Source organism: Brotomerdimonas butyrica, from assembly GCF_025567305.1.
In the GTDB taxonomy this organism is placed as follows: Bacteria; Bacillota; Clostridia; order Peptostreptococcales; family Anaerovoracaceae; genus Lentihominibacter; species Lentihominibacter butyricus.
The window spans coordinates 1-18,665 of the sequence record NZ_JAOQJP010000024.1 but is presented as its reverse complement, the minus strand read 5'-3'; the positions used below and the strand labels follow the sequence as shown (position 1 = coordinate 18,665).

Genomic DNA, 18,665 nt, shown 5'->3' with positions numbered 1-18,665 from the left:
GATATATGGAAATACGGGTTATTGAGAGTATGGGATACTGGGAGGCAGTCTCCGATCTTTTAACCTACAGAAACTTGACACTGTCATCAGAACAAAAAAAGTTTGTTAATATCCCTTAAAAGACTTATAATATAAGTTGTAAATCATTTTCAAAACAAACAGGAAGTTAAGGCTATGCACGAATATCCAATCACAGAACAGATCATAAAGATCGCAGGCGATCACTGCAGAAAAGCGCACGGCTCAAAGGTGACCAAGGTCAGTCTCGTGATCGGCGATTACTCCGGTTACGTCGGTGAATCCGTACAGATGTATTTTGACATAATATCACAGGACACCATATGTGAAGGCGCACTCGTCGACATAACACATGTGAAACCGAAGCTCAGATGCGCCAAATGCGGAGAACTTTTCGAAAAGAAGCCGATGACTTTCGACTGTCCTAAATGTGACGGTCAGGGCGAGCCTACTGAGATAGGAAAGGAATTCTATATAGAAAGCATCGAAATAGAATAACGCACAGCATTTCCGGCAGCAGCGCATCGCAGATGCCCTGCCGGTATTCAGATAATCAAACGGAGGTAACAAGTAATGCACGATATCAGAAAAATAAATGTTATGGAAGGCATCCTCGACGAGAATGACCATATTGCAGAACATGTCAACGAACATATGACATCGCACGGAGTGCTCGTTGTCAACGAAATGGGAGCGCCGGGAGTAGGAAAAACGACATCGCTCAAAAACATCGTCAAGCACCTCGACGTCAAGCCTTACGTTATCGAAGGCGATATCGAGTCAGACATAGATACCCAGGATCTCAATTCTCTGGGTATCGAAACGCACCAGGTGAACACTCACGGCGAGTGCCATCTTGACGCACCGCTGATTGAGCATGCCACAGAGCATATATCATTCAGTGAGCCGGGAATACTGTTCATAGAAAACATCGGCAATCTCGTGTGTCCCGCTGAATTCACTATCGGTGAACATGTGATGATGCTGATTTCCACAGTAACAGAGGGCAGTGACAAGCCTTACAAGTACCCTCTCGCATTCGAAAAGGCAGATATCATCCTGCTTAACAAGGTCGATCTGATCCCGTATCTCGATTTTGATGAAGAATACTACATGAAAGGTGTCCGCGCACTGAACAAAGACGTTCCTGTATTCAAGGTTTCAGGAAAAACAGGCGAAGGTTACGAGGAGGTAGCTAAGTGGCTGCAGAACAAAGCGAAAGAATTAAACTCTGGGGAATAGTCCAGGGAGTAGGATTCCGTCCATACGTCGCAAAAACAGCCGCACAGCTCGGCATGAAGGGGCAGGTCCTCAACATCGGAGGCCTGGTAGAGATAACTGTCACCGATACCCCCCTTCGGATCACTGAATTCATAGACACACTGATAAAGAATAAACCGGTTCCCGCTGAAATAGTCCATATAAAGCGGGAATCCGTCTCTTACAGGGAATTCGATTCTTTTACGATCATCAAAAGCGGCGCCGGTGATGACGAAGCCGCCATGCTCCCTTCAGATCTGGCGATATGCCCGGACTGTCTGCAGGAGCTTTATGACAGTGAAAACCCGCGATACCGGCATCCTTTCATAAGCTGCATGGTATGCGGCCCAAGATACACCATCATAGACAGGATACCTTACGACAGGGAGAACACTTCTATGGTGGATTTTCCTATGTGCAGTTTCTGTGAGAGCCAGTATACCGCACTCAATGACCGAAGATATCACGCACAGACAATTTCCTGTCATGAATGCGGACCTCAGCTCATCTGGAAAGAAAATCAGCATCATGCTCCTGATTCAGGCATCGATCAAATTTCAGGATCCGGGGATTTTTCTTCAGCCTCATGCAAAGCGGCACATATACGACGCGATGCAGCCGTGCTCGATCATGCCGCGGAAATACTGCGGAGCGGAGGCGTCATAGCATTCAAAAGCGTCGGCGGTTACAACCTGCTGGCAGACCCGCTGAACGACGAAGCTGTGACAAGACTCAGAAAGATAAAGAACCGCGAAGCCAAGCCTTTTGCAGTGATGTTCAGAGATACAGACCAGATAAAAGAATTCTGCTTCGTGAATGATACGGAGGAAAAGCTGCTGAATTCTTCAGCGCGCCCTATAATCCTGCTCGAGCACAGAGATCTCCCGTACGATGAGATCCGCAGGAGCCGCTTCATCGGCAGTTTCCTGCCCAGCTTTGCGGCACAGTACATGCTGCTCGACAGGATAAGCCCATTGATATTCACGAGTGCGAACCTTTCGGATATGCCGATGATAAAGGACGAATCCGAAATGGAGGCAATGATGGCAGCAAATCCGCTCATCGACGGCATGATATACAATACCAGACAAATCAGAGTGCGCGCAGACGACTCCGTAGTGCGCGTGATCGACGATCAGCCACAGATGATCAGACGTTCTAAAGGATACGTGCCTGTGCCGCTTTACATCGACTCTGCACCGTCCGGCAAAACCATGATATTCGCTGCCGGCAGCCAGCTCAAGAATTCGTTTGCACTGACAAAAGGACCGTTCACATACATCAGCCAGTTTTTCGGAGACATGGATACAGTCGAAAACCAGCAGCTTTACGAAAACAATGTATCGCGCCTCAAAGAGCTTTTCAGGGTACGCCCTGAAGCTGTCGTCTGCGACATGCATCCACTCTATTACACCACTGTGTTTGCGGAGAAATATGCTGCGGAAAACGGTCTTCCTCTCATAAAGGTGCAGCATCACCATGCCCACGTGGCTTCCGTGATGGCAGAAAACGATCTGAAAGGCAAAGTGATCGGAGTCAGCTTCGACGGCACCGGCTACGGCACAGACGATCATATATGGGGAGGCGAATTCTTTCTGTGCGAAAACGGGGATACAAAGCGGATGTCACATTTGAAATATATCGATATGATAGGCGGTGATGCTTCTGTAAAGGATGCGCGCCGCTCGGCTCTCAGCTATATACATGCATTTGAAAACGGCTATATGTCTGCCGATCCACCCGGAGCTGACATCGAAGGCTCGAGAGAGATCGCTGTCGACATTTCCGATATCATCGCATACGGCAGAGAACGCCTGTTATCCATGCCTGATGCAAAGCTCGTCACTGCTGCTCTCAGATCCGGCATCAATACGGTCAAAAGCTCCAGCATGGGACGGCTGTTTGATGGTGTCTCGTCGCTGCTCGGTATCAAAGATCACAACGATTACGAGGGGCAGTGTGCGATTATGCTCGAAGATGCTGCCGCATTTGCACAGAAACACCCGGGGGCAGACCCTGCCTCCGATCTCGCGCTCGCATTCCACCAGTCCGTCATCGATATGATAATCGACCAGTGCATGACGATACGCGATGAAAGCGGCGCTTCACAGGTCGCGCTCACAGGCGGTACATTCCAGAACAAGATACTGATGGAAGGTGTGCTGAAAAAGCTCAGAAGCCGCGGCTTCTCGCCGTACTACAATATTTCCGTCAGCCCTAACGACGGTGGCATCGCTCTAGGGCAGGCATATATCGCCATGCACAGACTGCGCCTGACATAAAAGCCTGATTCTATATGCAAGCATGAAAAAGACGATCTGTCCTTGATGTTCAGATCGTCTTTTTATTTCAGTTTATTTTACAGAAGAGCTGTTTCTCTCGCATCCAGTTCTTTGTAAGTGTGATATCTCGACTTCGCATTTTCTTCTGTGATCTCGAAGAGCTTTTCTGCGATATCCGGGAATTCCTTAGCAAGCGATGAATATCTCACCTGACCCATGATAAAGTCTCTGAAGCTTGTAGTCGGCTCCTTAGAATCGAGCTTGAACGGGTTCTTGCCTTCCTTCTTGAGATCCGGATTGTATCTGTAAAGGTGCCAGTAACCTGCATCTACAGCATCCTTTATGTTTTCCTGAGCCTTGCCCATACCCTTCTTGATGCCGTGGTTGATGCATGGAGCATAAGCGATGATGATCGATGGTCCATCGTATTTCTCTGCTTCTACGATAGCCTTCATCAGCTGGTTCTTGTCTGCTCCCATACCTACCTGTGCAACGTATACATATCCGTATGACATAGCCATGAGACCGAGATCCTTCTTCTTGACCCTCTTGCCGGCAGCAGCGAATTTAGCTACTGCAGCCTCAGGTGTCGACTTCGAAGCCTGTCCACCTGTATTTGAATATACTTCTGTATCGAATACAAGTATATTGATGTTTTCGCCTGAAGCGAGCACGTGGTCGAGGCCGCCGTAACCGATGTCGTATGCCCATCCGTCTCCTCCGAGAGCCCAGATCGACTTCTTAACGAGGTGATCCTTCAGATCCACGATAGTGCTGCAGAGCGCTTTCACTTCCTCATTGTCTGTCTTCAGATTTTCGATCGCAGCTAATACGTTTTCGCTCTTTGCTCTTGTTTCAGCTCCGTCGTTCTTGTACTCGATCCACTCTGTCATAGCTGTCTTGAGTGCATCGTCTACATCAAGCTCAAGCAGTTCTCTCATCGTCTCTTCGATCCTGCCTCTGAGCTGCTTGTCTGCCATTACCATTCCGTATCCGTACTCTGCATTGTCCTCAAACAGTGAGTTTGCCCATGCAGGTCCTCTGCCGTTCTCATCCTTGCAGTAAGGCATCGACGGTGCTGATGCACCCCAGATCGATGAGCAGCCTGTAGCATTTGCTATGATCATTCTGTCACCGAAGAGCTGTGTAACGAGCTTGATGTATGGAGTCTCTCCGCATCCTGAGCATGCGCCCGAGAACTCGATGTAAGGTTTAGCGAACTGGCTTCCCTTGACGCTTTCTTTATTTACTCTGTCTTCTTTTCTAGGAACACTGATTCCATATTCCCAGTTGTCCTTTTCCTTTTCCACCTCTGCAAACGGCTTCATAACAAGTGCCTTTTCCTTTGCAGGGCAGATATCTGCACAGTTTCCGCATCCCAGGCAGTCGAGCGATGAAACCTGCATTCTGTACTGGAGTCCTTCCATGCCCTTTCCTATTGCCTTGACAGTTACAAAATCTGCAGGAGCTGCGGCCTTTTCCGCTTCATCGAGAAGTACAGGTCTTATAGCTGCATGCGGACATACGAATGAACACTGGTTACACTGTATGCACTTGTCAGGCTGCCATTCAGGAATGTGCGCACCTACGCCACGTTTTTCATAAGCAGCTGTGCCTGAAGGGAATGTACCGTCTTCGATACCGTCAAATGCACTTACAGGCAGATCGTCTCCTTCCTGCTTGTTCATAGGGATAAGGATCTGTTCTATGAATTCAGGAAGCTCTACTTTTTCGCCTTCAGGATCTTCTGCATTTGCCCAGTCAGCAGGAACTTCTACCTTTCTGATAGCGGTGATGCCCTTGTCTACTGCAGCACAGTTCATGTCTACGATGTTCTGCCCCTTCTTGCCGTATGACTTGTTGATACCGTCCTTGAGGTAATCAACAGCCTTGTCGATGTCGATTACGTTGGTCAGCTTGAAGAATGCAGCCTGCATGATCATGTTGATCCTGCTTCCGAGACCGATTTGTTCAGCTATTTCTCCTGCATCTATCGCATAAAAGTTGATCTTCTTGTTTACGATATCTCTCTTTACCTTTGCAGGGAGATGCTCTTCCAGCTCAGCGTCTGTCCACAGACAGTTCAGCAGGAACGTGCCGCCTTCTTTCAGATCCTTGAGCATATCATACTGCTTTATGTAGGCCTGATTGTGGCATGCCACGAAGTCAGCGTTGTTGATCAGGTATGTCGACTGTATAGGCTTTTCTCCGAATCTCAGGTGGGAAATAGTTACACCGCCTGATTTCTTTGAGTCATATGCAAAGTAGCCCTGTGCATACATGTCTGTCTTGTCTCCGATGATCTTGATAGCTGTCTTGTTTGCACCTACAGTACCGTCGGATCCCAGACCCCAGAACTTGCACTTTATAGTGCCTTCCGGCTCCATTGCAACGCCCGGAACGTACGGCAGCGACAGGTTGGTCACATCGTCTTCGATACCTACCGTAAAGTGGTTCTTAGGCTCTGCATTGTTGAGGTTAGCGTATACAGCTTCGATCATTCCAGGGTTCGTGTCGTTTGAACCGAGGCCGTAACGTCCGCCGTATACCTTGATATCTCTGTCTTCATCGAAGAGCAGCGTCTTTACATCCTGGTAAAGAGGCTCGCCGAGTGAACCAGGTTCTTTTGTTCTGTCTAATACTGCGATCTTCTTTACAGATTCAGGCAGTACGTTCATGAAGTATTCCTTTACGAAAGGTCTGTAAAGTCTTACCTTGATCAGTCCGACTTTCTCACCCTGCGCGTTCATGTGGTTGATAGTTTCTTCTATAGTCTCGCATACCGAGCCCATAGCAACGATCACTCTGTCTGCGTCAGGAGCACCTACATAGTCAAACGGCTTGTAGCTTCTGCCTGTCATCTCGCTGACCTTGTCCATGTATTCAACGACAATCTCAGGGATAGCCTCATAGAACTTGTTCGATGCTTCTCTTCCCTGGAAGAATACATCAGGATTCTGTGCCGTACCTCTGATAACAGGGTGTTCAGGATTGAGAGCCTTGTCTCTGAATTCCTGTACTGCGTCCCAGTCTACCAGTTTCTTGAAGTCGTCATAGCTGAACACTTCGATCTTCTGGATCTCATGTGATGTTCTGAATCCGTCAAAGAAGTGAACGAACGGAACTCTTCCCTTTATAGCTGCCAGATGTGCGATACCTCCCAGATCCATTACTTCCTGTACGGATCCTGATGCCAGCATGGCAAATCCCGTCTGTCTGCAGGCCATAACGTCTGAGTGGTCGCCGAATATGCAGAGAGCATGTGTCGATACGCTTCTTGCTGCTACGTGGAAAACGCCAGGTAACAGCTCGCCTGCGATCTTGTACATATTAGGTATCATCAGGAGAAGTCCCTGTGACGCTGTGTATGTAGTGGAAAGCGCACCTGCTGCCAGCGATCCGTGTACAGCACCTGCCGCACCTGCTTCTGACTGCATTTCTGCTACTTTTACTGTCTGTCCGAATATGTTCTTTCTGCCATATGCAGCCCACTCATCTACTACTTCGGCCATTGTAGAGGACGGTGTTATCGGATAAATCGAAGCCACGTCAGTAAAGGCGTAGGATACGTGAGCCGCAGCCGTATTACCGTCCATAGTTTTCATTATTTTGTTTGACATAATTCCCTCCATTTAATTATGTGTATATTTTCTGCACAACTATTGATTCGATTCTATAGCACGCAACTTTTATGCCATAAGTAATCAATTCTTCAAAATACAGCATACTACTATAAACTGTACATCAACAAAGCATCTTTGTCAACCGTGTACATAAAATTATACAATATACATGTAAAACTTTATAATCGTTGAAATTTCAATATAAATGTAAGTATTTAGTAAAGTCTGCATTCTGCATACAGAACACTTTTTGAGCTGTATTTTTCTCTGACAATTATAACAATTTTGCTGTAATAAAGCAACTTGTCTCATGTTATGGGAACTATCATATTTTGTTATGTCTATACGCCATTTATTATAAGTCTTCCATAGTTTTCCATGATGTCGCCATGCGCTTTTTTACGCCTGCACAACAGCACATTTCTGCTCCGCTGTGCAACACATTTCCGGCGCGCCAGCAACAGCACATTTCTGCCCCGCTAACGCTTGTTATAATGGCGATTTGCTGTTATAATGAACGCTATGATAATATACGGCGTTGCCGCAATGTTGCGTTCATTGAAGCATGCTGCGACAAGCTTGCATGCTATAATTTCGCTATGATAATATGCGGCGTTGCCGCAATGATGCGTTCATTGAAACATGCTGCGACAAGCTTGCATGTTATAATTTCGCTATGATAATATACGGCGTTGCCGCAATGATGCGTTCATTGAAACATGCTGCGACAAGCTTGCATGTTATAATTTCGCTATGATAATATACGGCGTTGCCGCAATGTTGCGTTCATTGAAGCATGCTGCGACAAGCTTGCATGCTATAATAATTCCATTGATTGTAACGGCGTTGCCGTAAGGTAGGAATTATTGAAGCAGACTGCGACAAGCTTGTCTGCTATAGATATATTTGATAATTTAGGGAGCACTAAACGTTGAAAAAGATCAAGGGATGGAAACACGAAAAGGAATTTGATACAAGAACTCTGATACTGCTTTCCCCGGAAACCGAAGATGATGCTGAGGCCAGCGCCATCCCGGATGATGACTCCGGAGATCAGCAGAAAGACAGCGATATCAGCAGTAAGGAAACGCGTAAAGCCGTAGATCTGAAAGACCTCGCTGATGCCCAGAACAAAGCATCCGACGAGAAAGTGACTCAGGTTTATGAGCCACGCCCCCTCACTCCTGATGACGATATTTACGAAGATATCATCGAACAGTTCGCATCAGCACCTACCAAGCCGAAATACTGGTTTGAAGAATTCGGAGACTACTGGTCGTGCAGCTGCGGTCATATCAATAAAGGAGATCGCTGTAAAAGCTGCGGCCTTGAAAGAGAGCTTCTCAGATCGCTGTTCATACTGCACAAGCCTGCCGGAGCACCCGGCAAGCTGAACAAAAAACTCAGCAAGGCTGCAAAGGAAAAGATCGATCAGGAAGAAAGGCAGCAGGCCGACAAGGAAAACCGCCGCAGACAGCGTGAAGCTGCCGGCGATGACGGCTTGACCGTAGTTCCTATAGAAACCGACGACTCATCGGCAGAAGAGAACGATCTGCCGGAAGAGCAGGATGAGGTCACAGTAAATACATATGATCCATCTGAAGGAGCTGCAGAAAATGAGGATACAGCTGAAAGCAGTGATGCCGAAATGATCGATACCGCTGATCACGATGAAAATGACAACAGCAGTGACACAGCCGGCGACAGTGATGCCGGCAGTGAAATTACGGAAACCGATGAACCCGCTTCACCACCTTCAGCAGCTGCATCGAACGACAATAAACAGCAGTCAGAAGCAAATGCTATAGTACCCGTTCCTGCGCAAAAGAAAAAAGCACCTGCAAAGCCTGACGATAAAAAACGATTAAGCTTCAGGGCCAAGATAATCATCGCTATAGTCGCATGTATGATACTTATAGGCGGCTGCGGGACCGCCATCTATTATTATATGGCCGCACCGGCGATGCAGTATCAGGATGCACAGCAGCTTCAGGCAAAAGGCAAGTATGAAAAGGCTATCGAAAAATACAAAGCCCTGGGCGACTATAAGAACTGCAAGGAACTCATATGGGAATGCTACTGCAGCATGGCTGACCGGTATTTCAAAGAAGGAGAATACAACAAGGCGATAGATACCTACAACATAGCGATCGACCTTAAAGACGACCAGTCGCTTCACGACAAGATATGGAACTGCTACATAGCGATCGGCGACCAGCACCTGAACAACGGTGAATACGAAAAGGCACTCAGCACATACTATGTTGCAGCCGATCTCAAGGATAACGAAGACGTACAGGCAAAGATCAACCTGACCAAGTTCACTTATGTGAAAGCATACAAGGATGACAGAACAGCAAAAGTCGAAGAATACATGTCAGACCTGATGGCGGTAAAATACTCCGGCATACAGGAAATATACGATGAATACTATGCATGGCATGTATCTATCGTTGCCAATACTTCTGAAGATGACAATTCCTCGGATGTCAGCACAGTCAGCAGAAAAGATACGGTTTATTTCCACGCTACACTCAGCGGCGGAGAGCCGTCCGAACAGATCATGCTTTACTACGAAGTCACATGGCCGGGCGGCCAGAGCCAGATATTCGATCTCGACTCCACATGGAAAAGCGGATCAGTGATAACAGCCAGATTCCAGTATCCGATGCCGATATTCGGAAAAGAAGGCAAACTCACATTCAAGCTCTACGACAGAAGCACTAATGAACTGCTCGGCAGTGACACAGTCACATTCGAACACTGATATGATAAAATCCACAGCACCGTCGATCACAGCGGTGCTGTTTTCGTATAACCGGAATCCCGGTGCAAAGCTGCAGTTCTCTTTTACAAAAAACAAAACAGAGCCGCAGCCCGGTGTCTGGTCAAACCAGACTTTCCGCACTGCAGCCCCGTTCTGCGGGATCTACGAGCATAAATCCACATCAAGGTTATCATTAACAAGTTTTGTTGCAGGTTCCTTATGCATTATATACCTTTTTGAAAATCTCAAGGTACTGTTCTTTCGTAGCTTCGATAGGGTTCGAAGGATTGCATACATGCTTCGATGAAGCTTCTGCAAGATACTCGAAATCCTTAGGATCTATCACTTCAAATGAGCTGAGCTTCGGTATATTGAGCTCTTTGCATATATCTCTTATTACCTGTACTCCTGCCAGAGCAGCTTCCTCGTCTGTCTTGCCGTCTGTATCAACGCCCAGAGCTTCTGCAACATCTGCATATTTCTTAGGGTTTCCAGGGATACTGAATTCACTTACATCTGCAAGGAACATCGAATTCGTTACACCATGCGGTATATCATAGAATCCGCCGAAGCATTCAGCGATACAGTGTACAGCAGCTGTGTCAGCATTTCCGAAAGCAACGCCTGCCATCATCGATGCAAGCATAACAGCTTCCATAGCATCTGCATCTCTGTCATTTGCAGCCTTTACTATATTTTCACCTATCAGCTTTACAGCATAGATAGCGATAGCATCTGTCATTGGTGTAGCAACTGTCGAAACGTATGCTTCAACAGCATGTGTAAGTGCATCTATACCAGTTGATGAAATCAGTGAACCAGGCAGGCCATTGATCATGTCAGGATCTACCAGAGCAAGTATAGGAGCACACTTAGGGTCAAAGATATTTCCTTTGAGATGTGTTTCTGTATTGCTGATAACTGCATTGAATGTAACTTCACTTCCTGTTCCGCATGTCGTCGGTATGCATATTACAGGCACACTCTGCACATCCAGTTCCACATCGATCCAGTCTCTTGACGTTTTTCCGTTAGTCATGACTGTCGCCATCGCCTTTGCAGTATCCATAGCGCTTCCTCCACCCACGGCGATAAGCACATCTGCACCGGCATCAGCTGCGATCTTTGCACCTTTGTCACAGTCATAGTCACGCGGATTAGGCACAATGCCATCAAACAGCATACATTCGAATCCAGCTTCTTCTATATACCCCTTGATCTGGTCTGCCAGACCGATCTTGATTATTCCTGCATCAGTTACCAGCATCGGCTTTTTTAAACCTCTTGCCTTGATCTCTTCACCAACTTCTTTAACAACACCTCTTCCGAACATTATCTGAGTCGGAAGGAAAAATCCAAAGTTACCAATCATAATAAAACCTCCTAATGTTACTCTTTCCAGCTTGCTTCTGTCCGGCCCGGCCGGATCTCTTATCTACATGGACAATCTTGTATTGAGCCCTCTCGCACGCTCATTGGTCACGCCATAGTCGTCGAGATATGCGTATTTTGTATAGGTCCTGTCCTTATACATCATTTCAAGCTCCCATGCTTCTCTGTAAAATTTGACCAGCTTAACTCTGGTTAATTCACTGTCCATCGTCTTGTATGCCTTGAACAGGATCTGTCTCCTGATTGAATACTCCGCATCCTCAAGGATCTGTTCGAGACTGCCGCCATCCGGCAGAATGTTTCCTTCCATCGCACTTAATGACATCTCCTCCATAGGGATTTCTCCATCAGTCATAACGTCATAATGTGAAGCATGCATTTCATTTGCGTCATATACGACTCCCACGGTCCCGCTCTTGTCGAACACCTTGGACTTGTTGAAAAACACATTGCGCTTTACATTAAAATCATAGATCATGAAATAACACGGAACCCATACCTTACGCATTCCTGTCTGTCTGTAGTTCACAAGTTTCACCCCCAGAAGCTTTGGCTCCACCGAACGCATTTTGGCGTTTATCGCAGCTTCCTTGCTGTGAACCGTCTCTGTGACAAAAACCTTGTCTCTGCCGGGTTTTGCAAAAGCTCTTACTGCCGGCTTCTTAGCTTTACTGCTCATATGGTCTTCTAATCTTTTCATAAGTATGGCCTCCCTATGATATTTCTGCTGTTCATATCCAGCATACACAATGGCTGCCTGAGCGGCAGGTAGCGCCCCGCACGACCCTCCCACCGCTCATACAGATAATAACTGTCAAATATTTCAGCCCTTTATTCCTCTGCCTCCTCGCTGTCGTCACGGAATATGCCTTTGCGCACTTCGAGAAGATAAGCGATCAGTACTGCAGGTCCTGCGATCAGATTAAGTATCGCGAGGATCCATCCATACCAGTTGTATCCGCCGATCATCGGTGTGATAAGGTAGATCGCACTGAGTACAAACAATATTATAAGCGATATCACTGCAGCTTTATTTGTTTTTTTCTCCTTCATCTTTACACCTCCGATACTGAATTGCTCTCCAGCGATCCGCCGTCCTTCTTATATGTAGCATTACATATTATGAAGTACAGGATAGCACCGGATACTGATACTACGATACTTGTAGGCAGTTCCCAAGGGCATCCGAGAACGAACTCCCAAACCACATACATTATAGCAGAGTATATTATACATACCATTGCTGCCGGTGTGGTCTTCTTCTTGTAGAACAGACCTGCAACGATCGGAATGAAGAACATCGAGAACAGGAATCCTCCGAGATAGTACCATGCGTTTGCTATTCCGTCTGCCCAGAATATCGTTCCAACTACGCACAGTGCTCCGAATACTCCTACCATTATTCTCATGCCGAACAGAGTCTTCTTTTCCGAAAGTCCTTTATTGATAAATCCTCTGTAAATATCATTCACAGCACATGTCGAGAAGAGCAGCCAGTCTGAAGATACCGTTGACATTACTGCTGCACATAATGCTGCTACAAACAGTCCTCTGAATCCTACAGGGAGAACTGTGAATACCATCGACCAGAATCCTGCTGACGGTGAACCTGCATCTCCGAAGAATGCCAGTGCTGCCATTCCTGCGATTACCATAGCTGTACTGAACGTTACGCCCATTGCCAGCATGATGGAATATGCAGTTTTGATATCGTCACCGGATCGAGCAGATCCGAACCTCTGGTAACATGCTGCCTCGCAGTACATCGCACATGCTGAGATAGCCCATGCTACTGACTCCCATACACTCAGCTTTCCTGTCGGTGTGAGGAGATCAGGATCAACTGCTCTTACATTATCCCAGATAGCCGGCAGTCCGTCGTATTTTACGATTATACCGACCATCAGCGATCCTACTGCTACCGTCATGATAGCAAACTGGATCAGGTCTGTAACTGCCAGTCCCCAGAGACCTGAAAGTGCAGTGTATATAGCGATTACCGCTCCTGCTACTACCAGTGATACGATCATCGACATTCCTGAAACGAGTTTCAGTACTTCTGCTATTGCAAAGAGCAGCGCCGAGTCGTATAAAAGGTTTGCGATATAAGTTACAGCCGATATAAGCTTGATTTTTCCGCTGTACAGATATTTCATCATGTCCGGTACCGTAACTACCCAATCAGGAATCTTGTCCCTTACATGTGGCCCTATGATCGTGGCCAGCGGAAGTCTTAAAATAGCTTCCGGAATAACGAATACCAGTATTACGGAAATACCCATTGTCCAGCCGCATTCTGCCAGACCTACGATAGTCCATGAATCATACCAGCCTGCAGCACCTACGCCGATAAGAATAGGCACTGTAAGTTTTCTGGATGCAACATAGAAACTTTTAACACTTTTTCCTGCGCGTTTTCTCATGCTGACGCCTACAAACAGTATACCTGCAAAGTACAGTGCTATGATCAGCCAGTCGATGCCGCTCCATAATTCCTTTAAATCCATAAAGTTTCACCACCTCTACTTTCCTCTCTCTTTAAGCCGTGCGTTATGTATTTCTCGAATCGCACGCCAGCCTAAAAACTGATCTAAATAAGTAATTGCACATATATTTATTGCATGAATCATGCCAACCCGTATTCTTTGATTTTTCAACGTATTACAAAAGCACCACTGTTGCAGTTCGGGAACAATGGTGCTTTTCACCTAATATTCTGTTTTTTTCGCGTCGTCAAAACGTTGAATTTACTGAATTTTCTACAAAGTTTGCGCTGCAGCAACGATGTTTCCATTTTGGAACACATTTATTACTATATCGCTCCGCCTGATGCATCTTTTGCCTTATATGCCTTTACTTTTCTTGAAATGGTGGACTTATTGACACCAAGCCTTGCTGCAGTCGCTGAAATAGTTCCGCACTTTTCCATCACTTCCAGTATTATCTGTTTTTCGTAATTATACATCAGCTCATCCAGCGTACCACTTCCCATGTAAAGGGCTGACGTTCGCTCTTCGCCGTCCTGTACGCCCATTATGCACAGCTTTACCTGGAAACCGCTTATCATATCGCCCTCGCCGCCCACGACAAGGCGTTCTATCATATTCCTGAGTTCACGAACATTTCCCGGCCAGTTATACGCATTAAGCTCATTCAATGCACTTTCTGACAGATCCTTTTCAAGATGATATTTCTCATTGAATTTTTGTAAAAACAGCTTTGCAAGCGGTATTATGTCCTCTTTTCGCTCTCTGAGAGGCGGTATCACTATCGGGAGGACCATGAGCCTGTAGTAAAGGTCACCACGGAATTTCCCGGCTTCTACTTCTTTCTTGAGATTTCTGTTTGTTGCCGCGATGATCCTTACGTCTACAGTTTTCGATTCAGTCGCTCCTACTCTCCTTATTTCTCCGTTCTCGAGTACGCGAAGCAGCTTCGACTGCATAGACAGAGGAAGCTCTCCGATTTCATCCAGAAATATCGTTCCGCCGTCGGCTTCTTCAAACATTCCTTTCTGGCCACTGCTCTTTGCTCCTGTAAAAGCTCCTCCTTCGTATCCAAACAGTTCTGATTCTATCAGTGATTCAGGTATCGCAGCACAGTTGACCTTTATGAACGGCTCATCGATTCGCTGACTGGACTCGTATATCAGTTCAGCAACCATTTCTTTTCCGGCTCCTGACTCGCCCAGGATTATTGCTGTCGCATCCAGACTGCCTATATGCGCTGCCGTTTCCTTTACTCTTATCATCTTATAGCTGTTGGCTATCATCCTGCCTTCGTACTGATCGACGTCTATATGAGCCTGATGCAGCTGCTCTCTGATCTTTGCGGTAACATCCTTCTGATCCTGCAGTGCATTCCTTAGCTCTACGACTTCACTTATATCCCGCTCGATACAGACTGTAAGGTCAAGCTCGCCATCGCATATCACGGGCAGACTCGTAGTCAGGCAGTAACCGCCTTCTCCCATTTCCTCCACTACGGATTCCTCACGTTTGCTGGAGATCGCTTTCAGCGCTGACGATTCCATTATATATCCCATTTCTATAAGCTCTCGCATATTCCTTCCTATGACCTCGTCACGTTTCAGCCCGCCGGTCTTCACTGATTCATTGTTCACCATCAGCACCTGACCTTCTCCATCCGTGATCCAGACACCTATATGCATGTGATCCACAATACCCAGAAGCATTTCATAGTTTTCTCTGATAAATTCGCTGTATTTCATTTGGTCCTCCTGTGCTGTTCCTATCCACCCCTTCTGTAATCGATGCAATATTCTTATAATTATACATTATATCATATATTTATCACGTATTTGCCATCTATATACAAAAAAGCAGCAGAACTACCCGAATATCTGCCGCTTTGCAAATCTCTATCCGTTTAACAGCGCATCTCTGCTGCTGAGTATATCATTTATATATTCACTGTTTACTTCGATACTGTTGGATCCTCTGGTCTCACCCCCTGCTGCGATGACCTTTTCAAGCTCAACGATGAGCCTGTCAACCACATCGTCGTTTTTTTCTCCGCTTTCAGCTGTCTTCAGATATGCCTCGCATGCATCCAGCAGTTCCTGGTTAGGATGACCTGTCGCTGCTCCGCACAGGAAAAATGCATCCTGCTTGAATTTTTCGCTTTCTGCTATCGTCTTTATCTTTGATATCAGTTGTTCTTTCATCTTTTTTCTCCGTTTCTCACATGATTTATTATAGAACTATAGTCCGCAATTACTGAGATTGATAATTGCGGACTATAAGTATTAAAAAGGAGTATTGTTTGTTTGTTGAAATTACTTTGTATTTATTTTATGACTGAATATATCTGCTGCACTTCGCGCTATAAGTACAGCTAAAAAAGTAGCTTGCGCCTGTTCGTTTTTATTTGTCTGCGAAAACTTCTGCCGGAGTAGGAACTTCTACATCTAATGGAAGAGCTACTCTTGAGATGTTCAGCATGTGAGTATAGTTAACGTTTTCGGAAATGATGTTATTTCCCCATGTTCCGCATCCTTCTGATACTGCCGGTGCCAGACCGTTGTTAGCAGGTCCCCATGCATTAGGTGAAGGCTGGTTAACGATAACGCGGCTTACCGGGATACGTTCTGCTGCGTAAAGGATATGATCCATATCATTTGTGAACAGACCTGCAGTGTGGCCTACGCCGCCGCATTCTACCATGTTCTGAGTTGCCATTGCAACTGCGTTTTCAAATGTATCATATGACTTGAGGATAACTACAGGTGACATGATTTCCTTGCAGAGGATATCAGCCTTGCCTATTGCATCCAGCTTGAGCCCGATGATAGTTGCATCCTTTGGAAGAGATATTCCTGCAGCATCAGCGATCTTGTAAGCGTGCTTACCTACTAATCCTGATCTGAGTTCGCCGTCTTCACCAAAGATAGTTGTACGGAACTTATCGATATCTGCTTTGTCTTCAAAGATAGCTATGCCTGCTTCTCTGAAAGCTGCAAATGTTTCAGCTTCTTCATCTTCAGGGTATAAGAGCAGATTGTCTCCGTCGCAGAGCATTCCGTTGTCTCCTGCGATCGATTCTACTGACATTTCTGCAGCAGCTTTCTTGTCATATCCTCTGTCAAGGATTACAGGTGTGTTTCCAGGGCCAACGCCGTATGCAGGAGTTCCGCTTGAGTATGCAGCCTTTGTAAGACCCATGCTTCCTGTTGCAACTACCAGATCACATTCTGCCATGAGTTCCTGTGACTTCTGAATAGTAACGTCTTCCAGACACTGAAGCAGATCTGCAGGAGCACCATTTGCAACTAATGCTTCTCTGATGAGCATGCAGCTTTCATATGAAGTCTTCTGTGCACGTGGAGCAGGTGAAACGATCATTGCGTTCTTTCCCTTTAATGCCTGCATGAAGTTTCCGAGTGGAGTGATAGTAGGGTTTGTAGCCGGTGTGATAGCTGCGATAACGCCTACAGGGTGAGCAACCTTGATCAGTCCGTCTTCATCCGGTTCAGGATTGATGATACCAACTGACTTCTTGTCCTTCAGGTACTCCCAGAAAACTGCACCTGTCTCTTCGTTCTTTAAGATCTTTTCATTTACATCGCCAAGACCTGTTTCATTTACAGCCATTTCTGCTAGCTTAGCAGCGTTCTGATAAATGATCTTTCCTGCTTCGTAGATCAGTTTGTCAACCTGTTCCTGAGTGTAATCTGAAATCTCATCAAATGCTTTTCTTGCTCTTTCGATTTTCTGTTTAATAGTTTCTGACATTGTCTTTCCTCCTATTATTATCCTCTTTTATACTGTATTACACGCATATATGCGTTTGTAATCATTTAACGTTTTAGTATGCTTTCGAAATTTTGTGCGTTGTTTCTACTGTATTGTTTTTTATTTTCTCAGTTCAGGAAGTACAAATACTACATCGCCCTTAACTGTAAGTACCGGAACATCGAATACTTCTGAACGGTCAGTCTTCTGATTGTATTCTGATGTCTTGTACATCTCATATCCGTAAACTCTGGAAGATTTGCCTTCTTTGATGAGCCATACTATGATTTCTACAGCATCAAGCATATGTACCGGCATGAGTATGTTTCCTTCTGTATGAACGAACAGTCCACCGTCTCCGTTGTCTCTGATGTTGCTGAGTTCTGTACAGCAGTCTATACACTTTTCCATAAGCTTGCAGCCTGAGATCATTTCCCCCGGATAATGCATATCTTCGCCGTTGATCGACATCTTGAACTTTAATTCAGTTACATCTTTTCCTTTTTTTACTTCTGTAAGAGAAGCTCTCTTTTCGGGTTCTATCTTTGCCATTTCATCCTCCTTATCAAGTTTGCATTCGGTCATGCAAGCACTGCTCGAGTATTGATGCATTAATTAAATAGTAATGCTTACTGCCATCTGCTTTTTCTTTAATATCTTTTATGCCACTATATAAAGCAAAAGCCGTGCCAACTTGAAAAACGTTGATTTTTACAGAAAGTTTTGTTTTCTGCTGCCTTTTTAGCGTTGCCCCCAAGCAACCTGCTCTATTTTATAAAACTACACCAATAAAAAAATGGCTAAATTTAGCCTTTTCTGAATATTTGTTGCGCGCACGGAACGACGTTACCGTTTTGCAACATATAAAAGATATATCCGCTGCTAATTCTTGGCGCTTACCTCAGATCAAGCAAAATACTTTAAAAAGAAGGCTAATTTTTAAAAAAACTGCGAAAATCCATAAAAAAGTAAAGCTTTACACAAAAAAAAGAAGCTCACTTTCGTGAACTTCTTTTTTAACCAAAACGGCAACGTCCTACTTTCCCAGGCGGTCTCCCGCCAAGTATCA

At 45.6% G+C, this 18,665-nt stretch carries 14 protein-coding genes; 4 read left to right on the top strand and 10 right to left on the bottom strand.

The features are described from left to right. Positions 1–174 precede the first annotated feature (174 nt). The 3 genes from hypA to OCV59_RS11885 all read left to right on the top strand — a co-directional run bounded on the left by hypA (position 175) and on the right by OCV59_RS11885 (position 3,560). Entirely contained in the window at positions 175–516 is a 342-nt protein-coding gene (hypA, locus tag OCV59_RS11895) for a hydrogenase maturation nickel metallochaperone HypA (RefSeq protein WP_147594656.1), read from the top strand. A gap of 75 nt (positions 517–591) precedes the next feature. Next, positions 592–1,260, top strand: a complete 669-nt coding sequence (gene hypB, locus OCV59_RS11890; RefSeq protein WP_147594655.1) for a hydrogenase nickel incorporation protein HypB — start codon at positions 592–594, stop codon at positions 1,258–1,260. After that, complete coding sequence (locus OCV59_RS11885) at positions 1,218–3,560, top strand: carbamoyltransferase HypF (protein WP_147594654.1); 2,343 nt, start codon at positions 1,218–1,220, stop codon at positions 3,558–3,560. Before hypB ends, OCV59_RS11885 begins: the two co-directional genes overlap by 43 nt. 77 nt (positions 3,561–3,637) lie before the next feature. On the opposite strand, the gene nifJ is transcribed toward OCV59_RS11885, so the two are convergent. Continuing rightward, a complete protein-coding gene (gene nifJ / locus OCV59_RS11880) occupies positions 3,638–7,180 on the bottom strand; it encodes a pyruvate:ferredoxin (flavodoxin) oxidoreductase (RefSeq protein WP_147594653.1) in 3,543 nt (1,180 codons plus the stop codon). A gap of 934 nt (positions 7,181–8,114) precedes the next feature. Between nifJ and OCV59_RS11875 the strand changes: the two genes are divergently transcribed. Next, the gene (locus OCV59_RS11875) at positions 8,115–9,950 is read left to right on the top strand and encodes a hypothetical protein (protein ID WP_147594652.1); all 1,836 of its coding nucleotides are present in this window, start codon (positions 8,115–8,117) and stop codon (positions 9,948–9,950) included. Positions 9,951–10,167: 217 nt separating this feature from the next. Here the strand turns inward: OCV59_RS11875 and OCV59_RS11870 are convergent, their stop codons facing one another. The 9 genes from OCV59_RS11870 to OCV59_RS11830 form a co-directional block, all read right to left on the bottom strand. After that, positions 10,168–11,322 (bottom strand): iron-containing alcohol dehydrogenase, encoded by a 1,155-nt coding sequence (locus tag OCV59_RS11870; RefSeq protein ID WP_147594651.1) that lies wholly within the window; start codon positions 11,320–11,322, stop codon positions 10,168–10,170. 63 nt (positions 11,323–11,385) lie between these two features. After that, on the bottom strand, positions 11,386–12,042 hold the full coding sequence (locus OCV59_RS11865; RefSeq protein ID WP_147594650.1) for a hypothetical protein: 657 nt from the start codon (positions 12,040–12,042) through the stop codon (positions 11,386–11,388). 131 nt (positions 12,043–12,173) lie between these two features. Then, on the bottom strand, positions 12,174–12,395 hold the full coding sequence (locus OCV59_RS11860; protein ID WP_147594649.1) for a hypothetical protein: 222 nt from the start codon (positions 12,393–12,395) through the stop codon (positions 12,174–12,176). A 2-nt stretch (positions 12,396–12,397) separates the two neighbouring features. Further along, positions 12,398–13,849, bottom strand: a complete 1,452-nt coding sequence (locus OCV59_RS11855) for a sodium:solute symporter family protein (RefSeq protein WP_147594648.1) — start codon at positions 13,847–13,849, stop codon at positions 12,398–12,400. A 305-nt stretch (positions 13,850–14,154) separates the two neighbouring features. Further along, positions 14,155–15,573 (bottom strand): sigma-54 interaction domain-containing protein, encoded by a 1,419-nt coding sequence (locus OCV59_RS11850; protein ID WP_147594647.1) that lies wholly within the window; start codon positions 15,571–15,573, stop codon positions 14,155–14,157. A 150-nt stretch (positions 15,574–15,723) separates the two neighbouring features. Further along, on the bottom strand, positions 15,724–16,029 hold the full coding sequence (locus OCV59_RS11845; protein ID WP_147594646.1) for a hypothetical protein: 306 nt from the start codon (positions 16,027–16,029) through the stop codon (positions 15,724–15,726). Between the two features lie 199 nt (positions 16,030–16,228). Next, positions 16,229–17,596 (bottom strand): aldehyde dehydrogenase family protein, encoded by a 1,368-nt coding sequence (locus OCV59_RS11840; protein WP_147594645.1) that lies wholly within the window; start codon positions 17,594–17,596, stop codon positions 16,229–16,231. Between the two features lie 120 nt (positions 17,597–17,716). Beyond that, entirely contained in the window at positions 17,717–18,148 is a 432-nt protein-coding gene (locus OCV59_RS11835; RefSeq protein WP_147594644.1) for a hypothetical protein, read from the bottom strand. A 13-nt stretch (positions 18,149–18,161) separates the two neighbouring features. Continuing rightward, on the bottom strand, positions 18,162–18,353 hold the full coding sequence (locus OCV59_RS11830) for a hypothetical protein (protein ID WP_147594643.1): 192 nt from the start codon (positions 18,351–18,353) through the stop codon (positions 18,162–18,164). Positions 18,354–18,665: the final 312 nt, after the last annotated feature.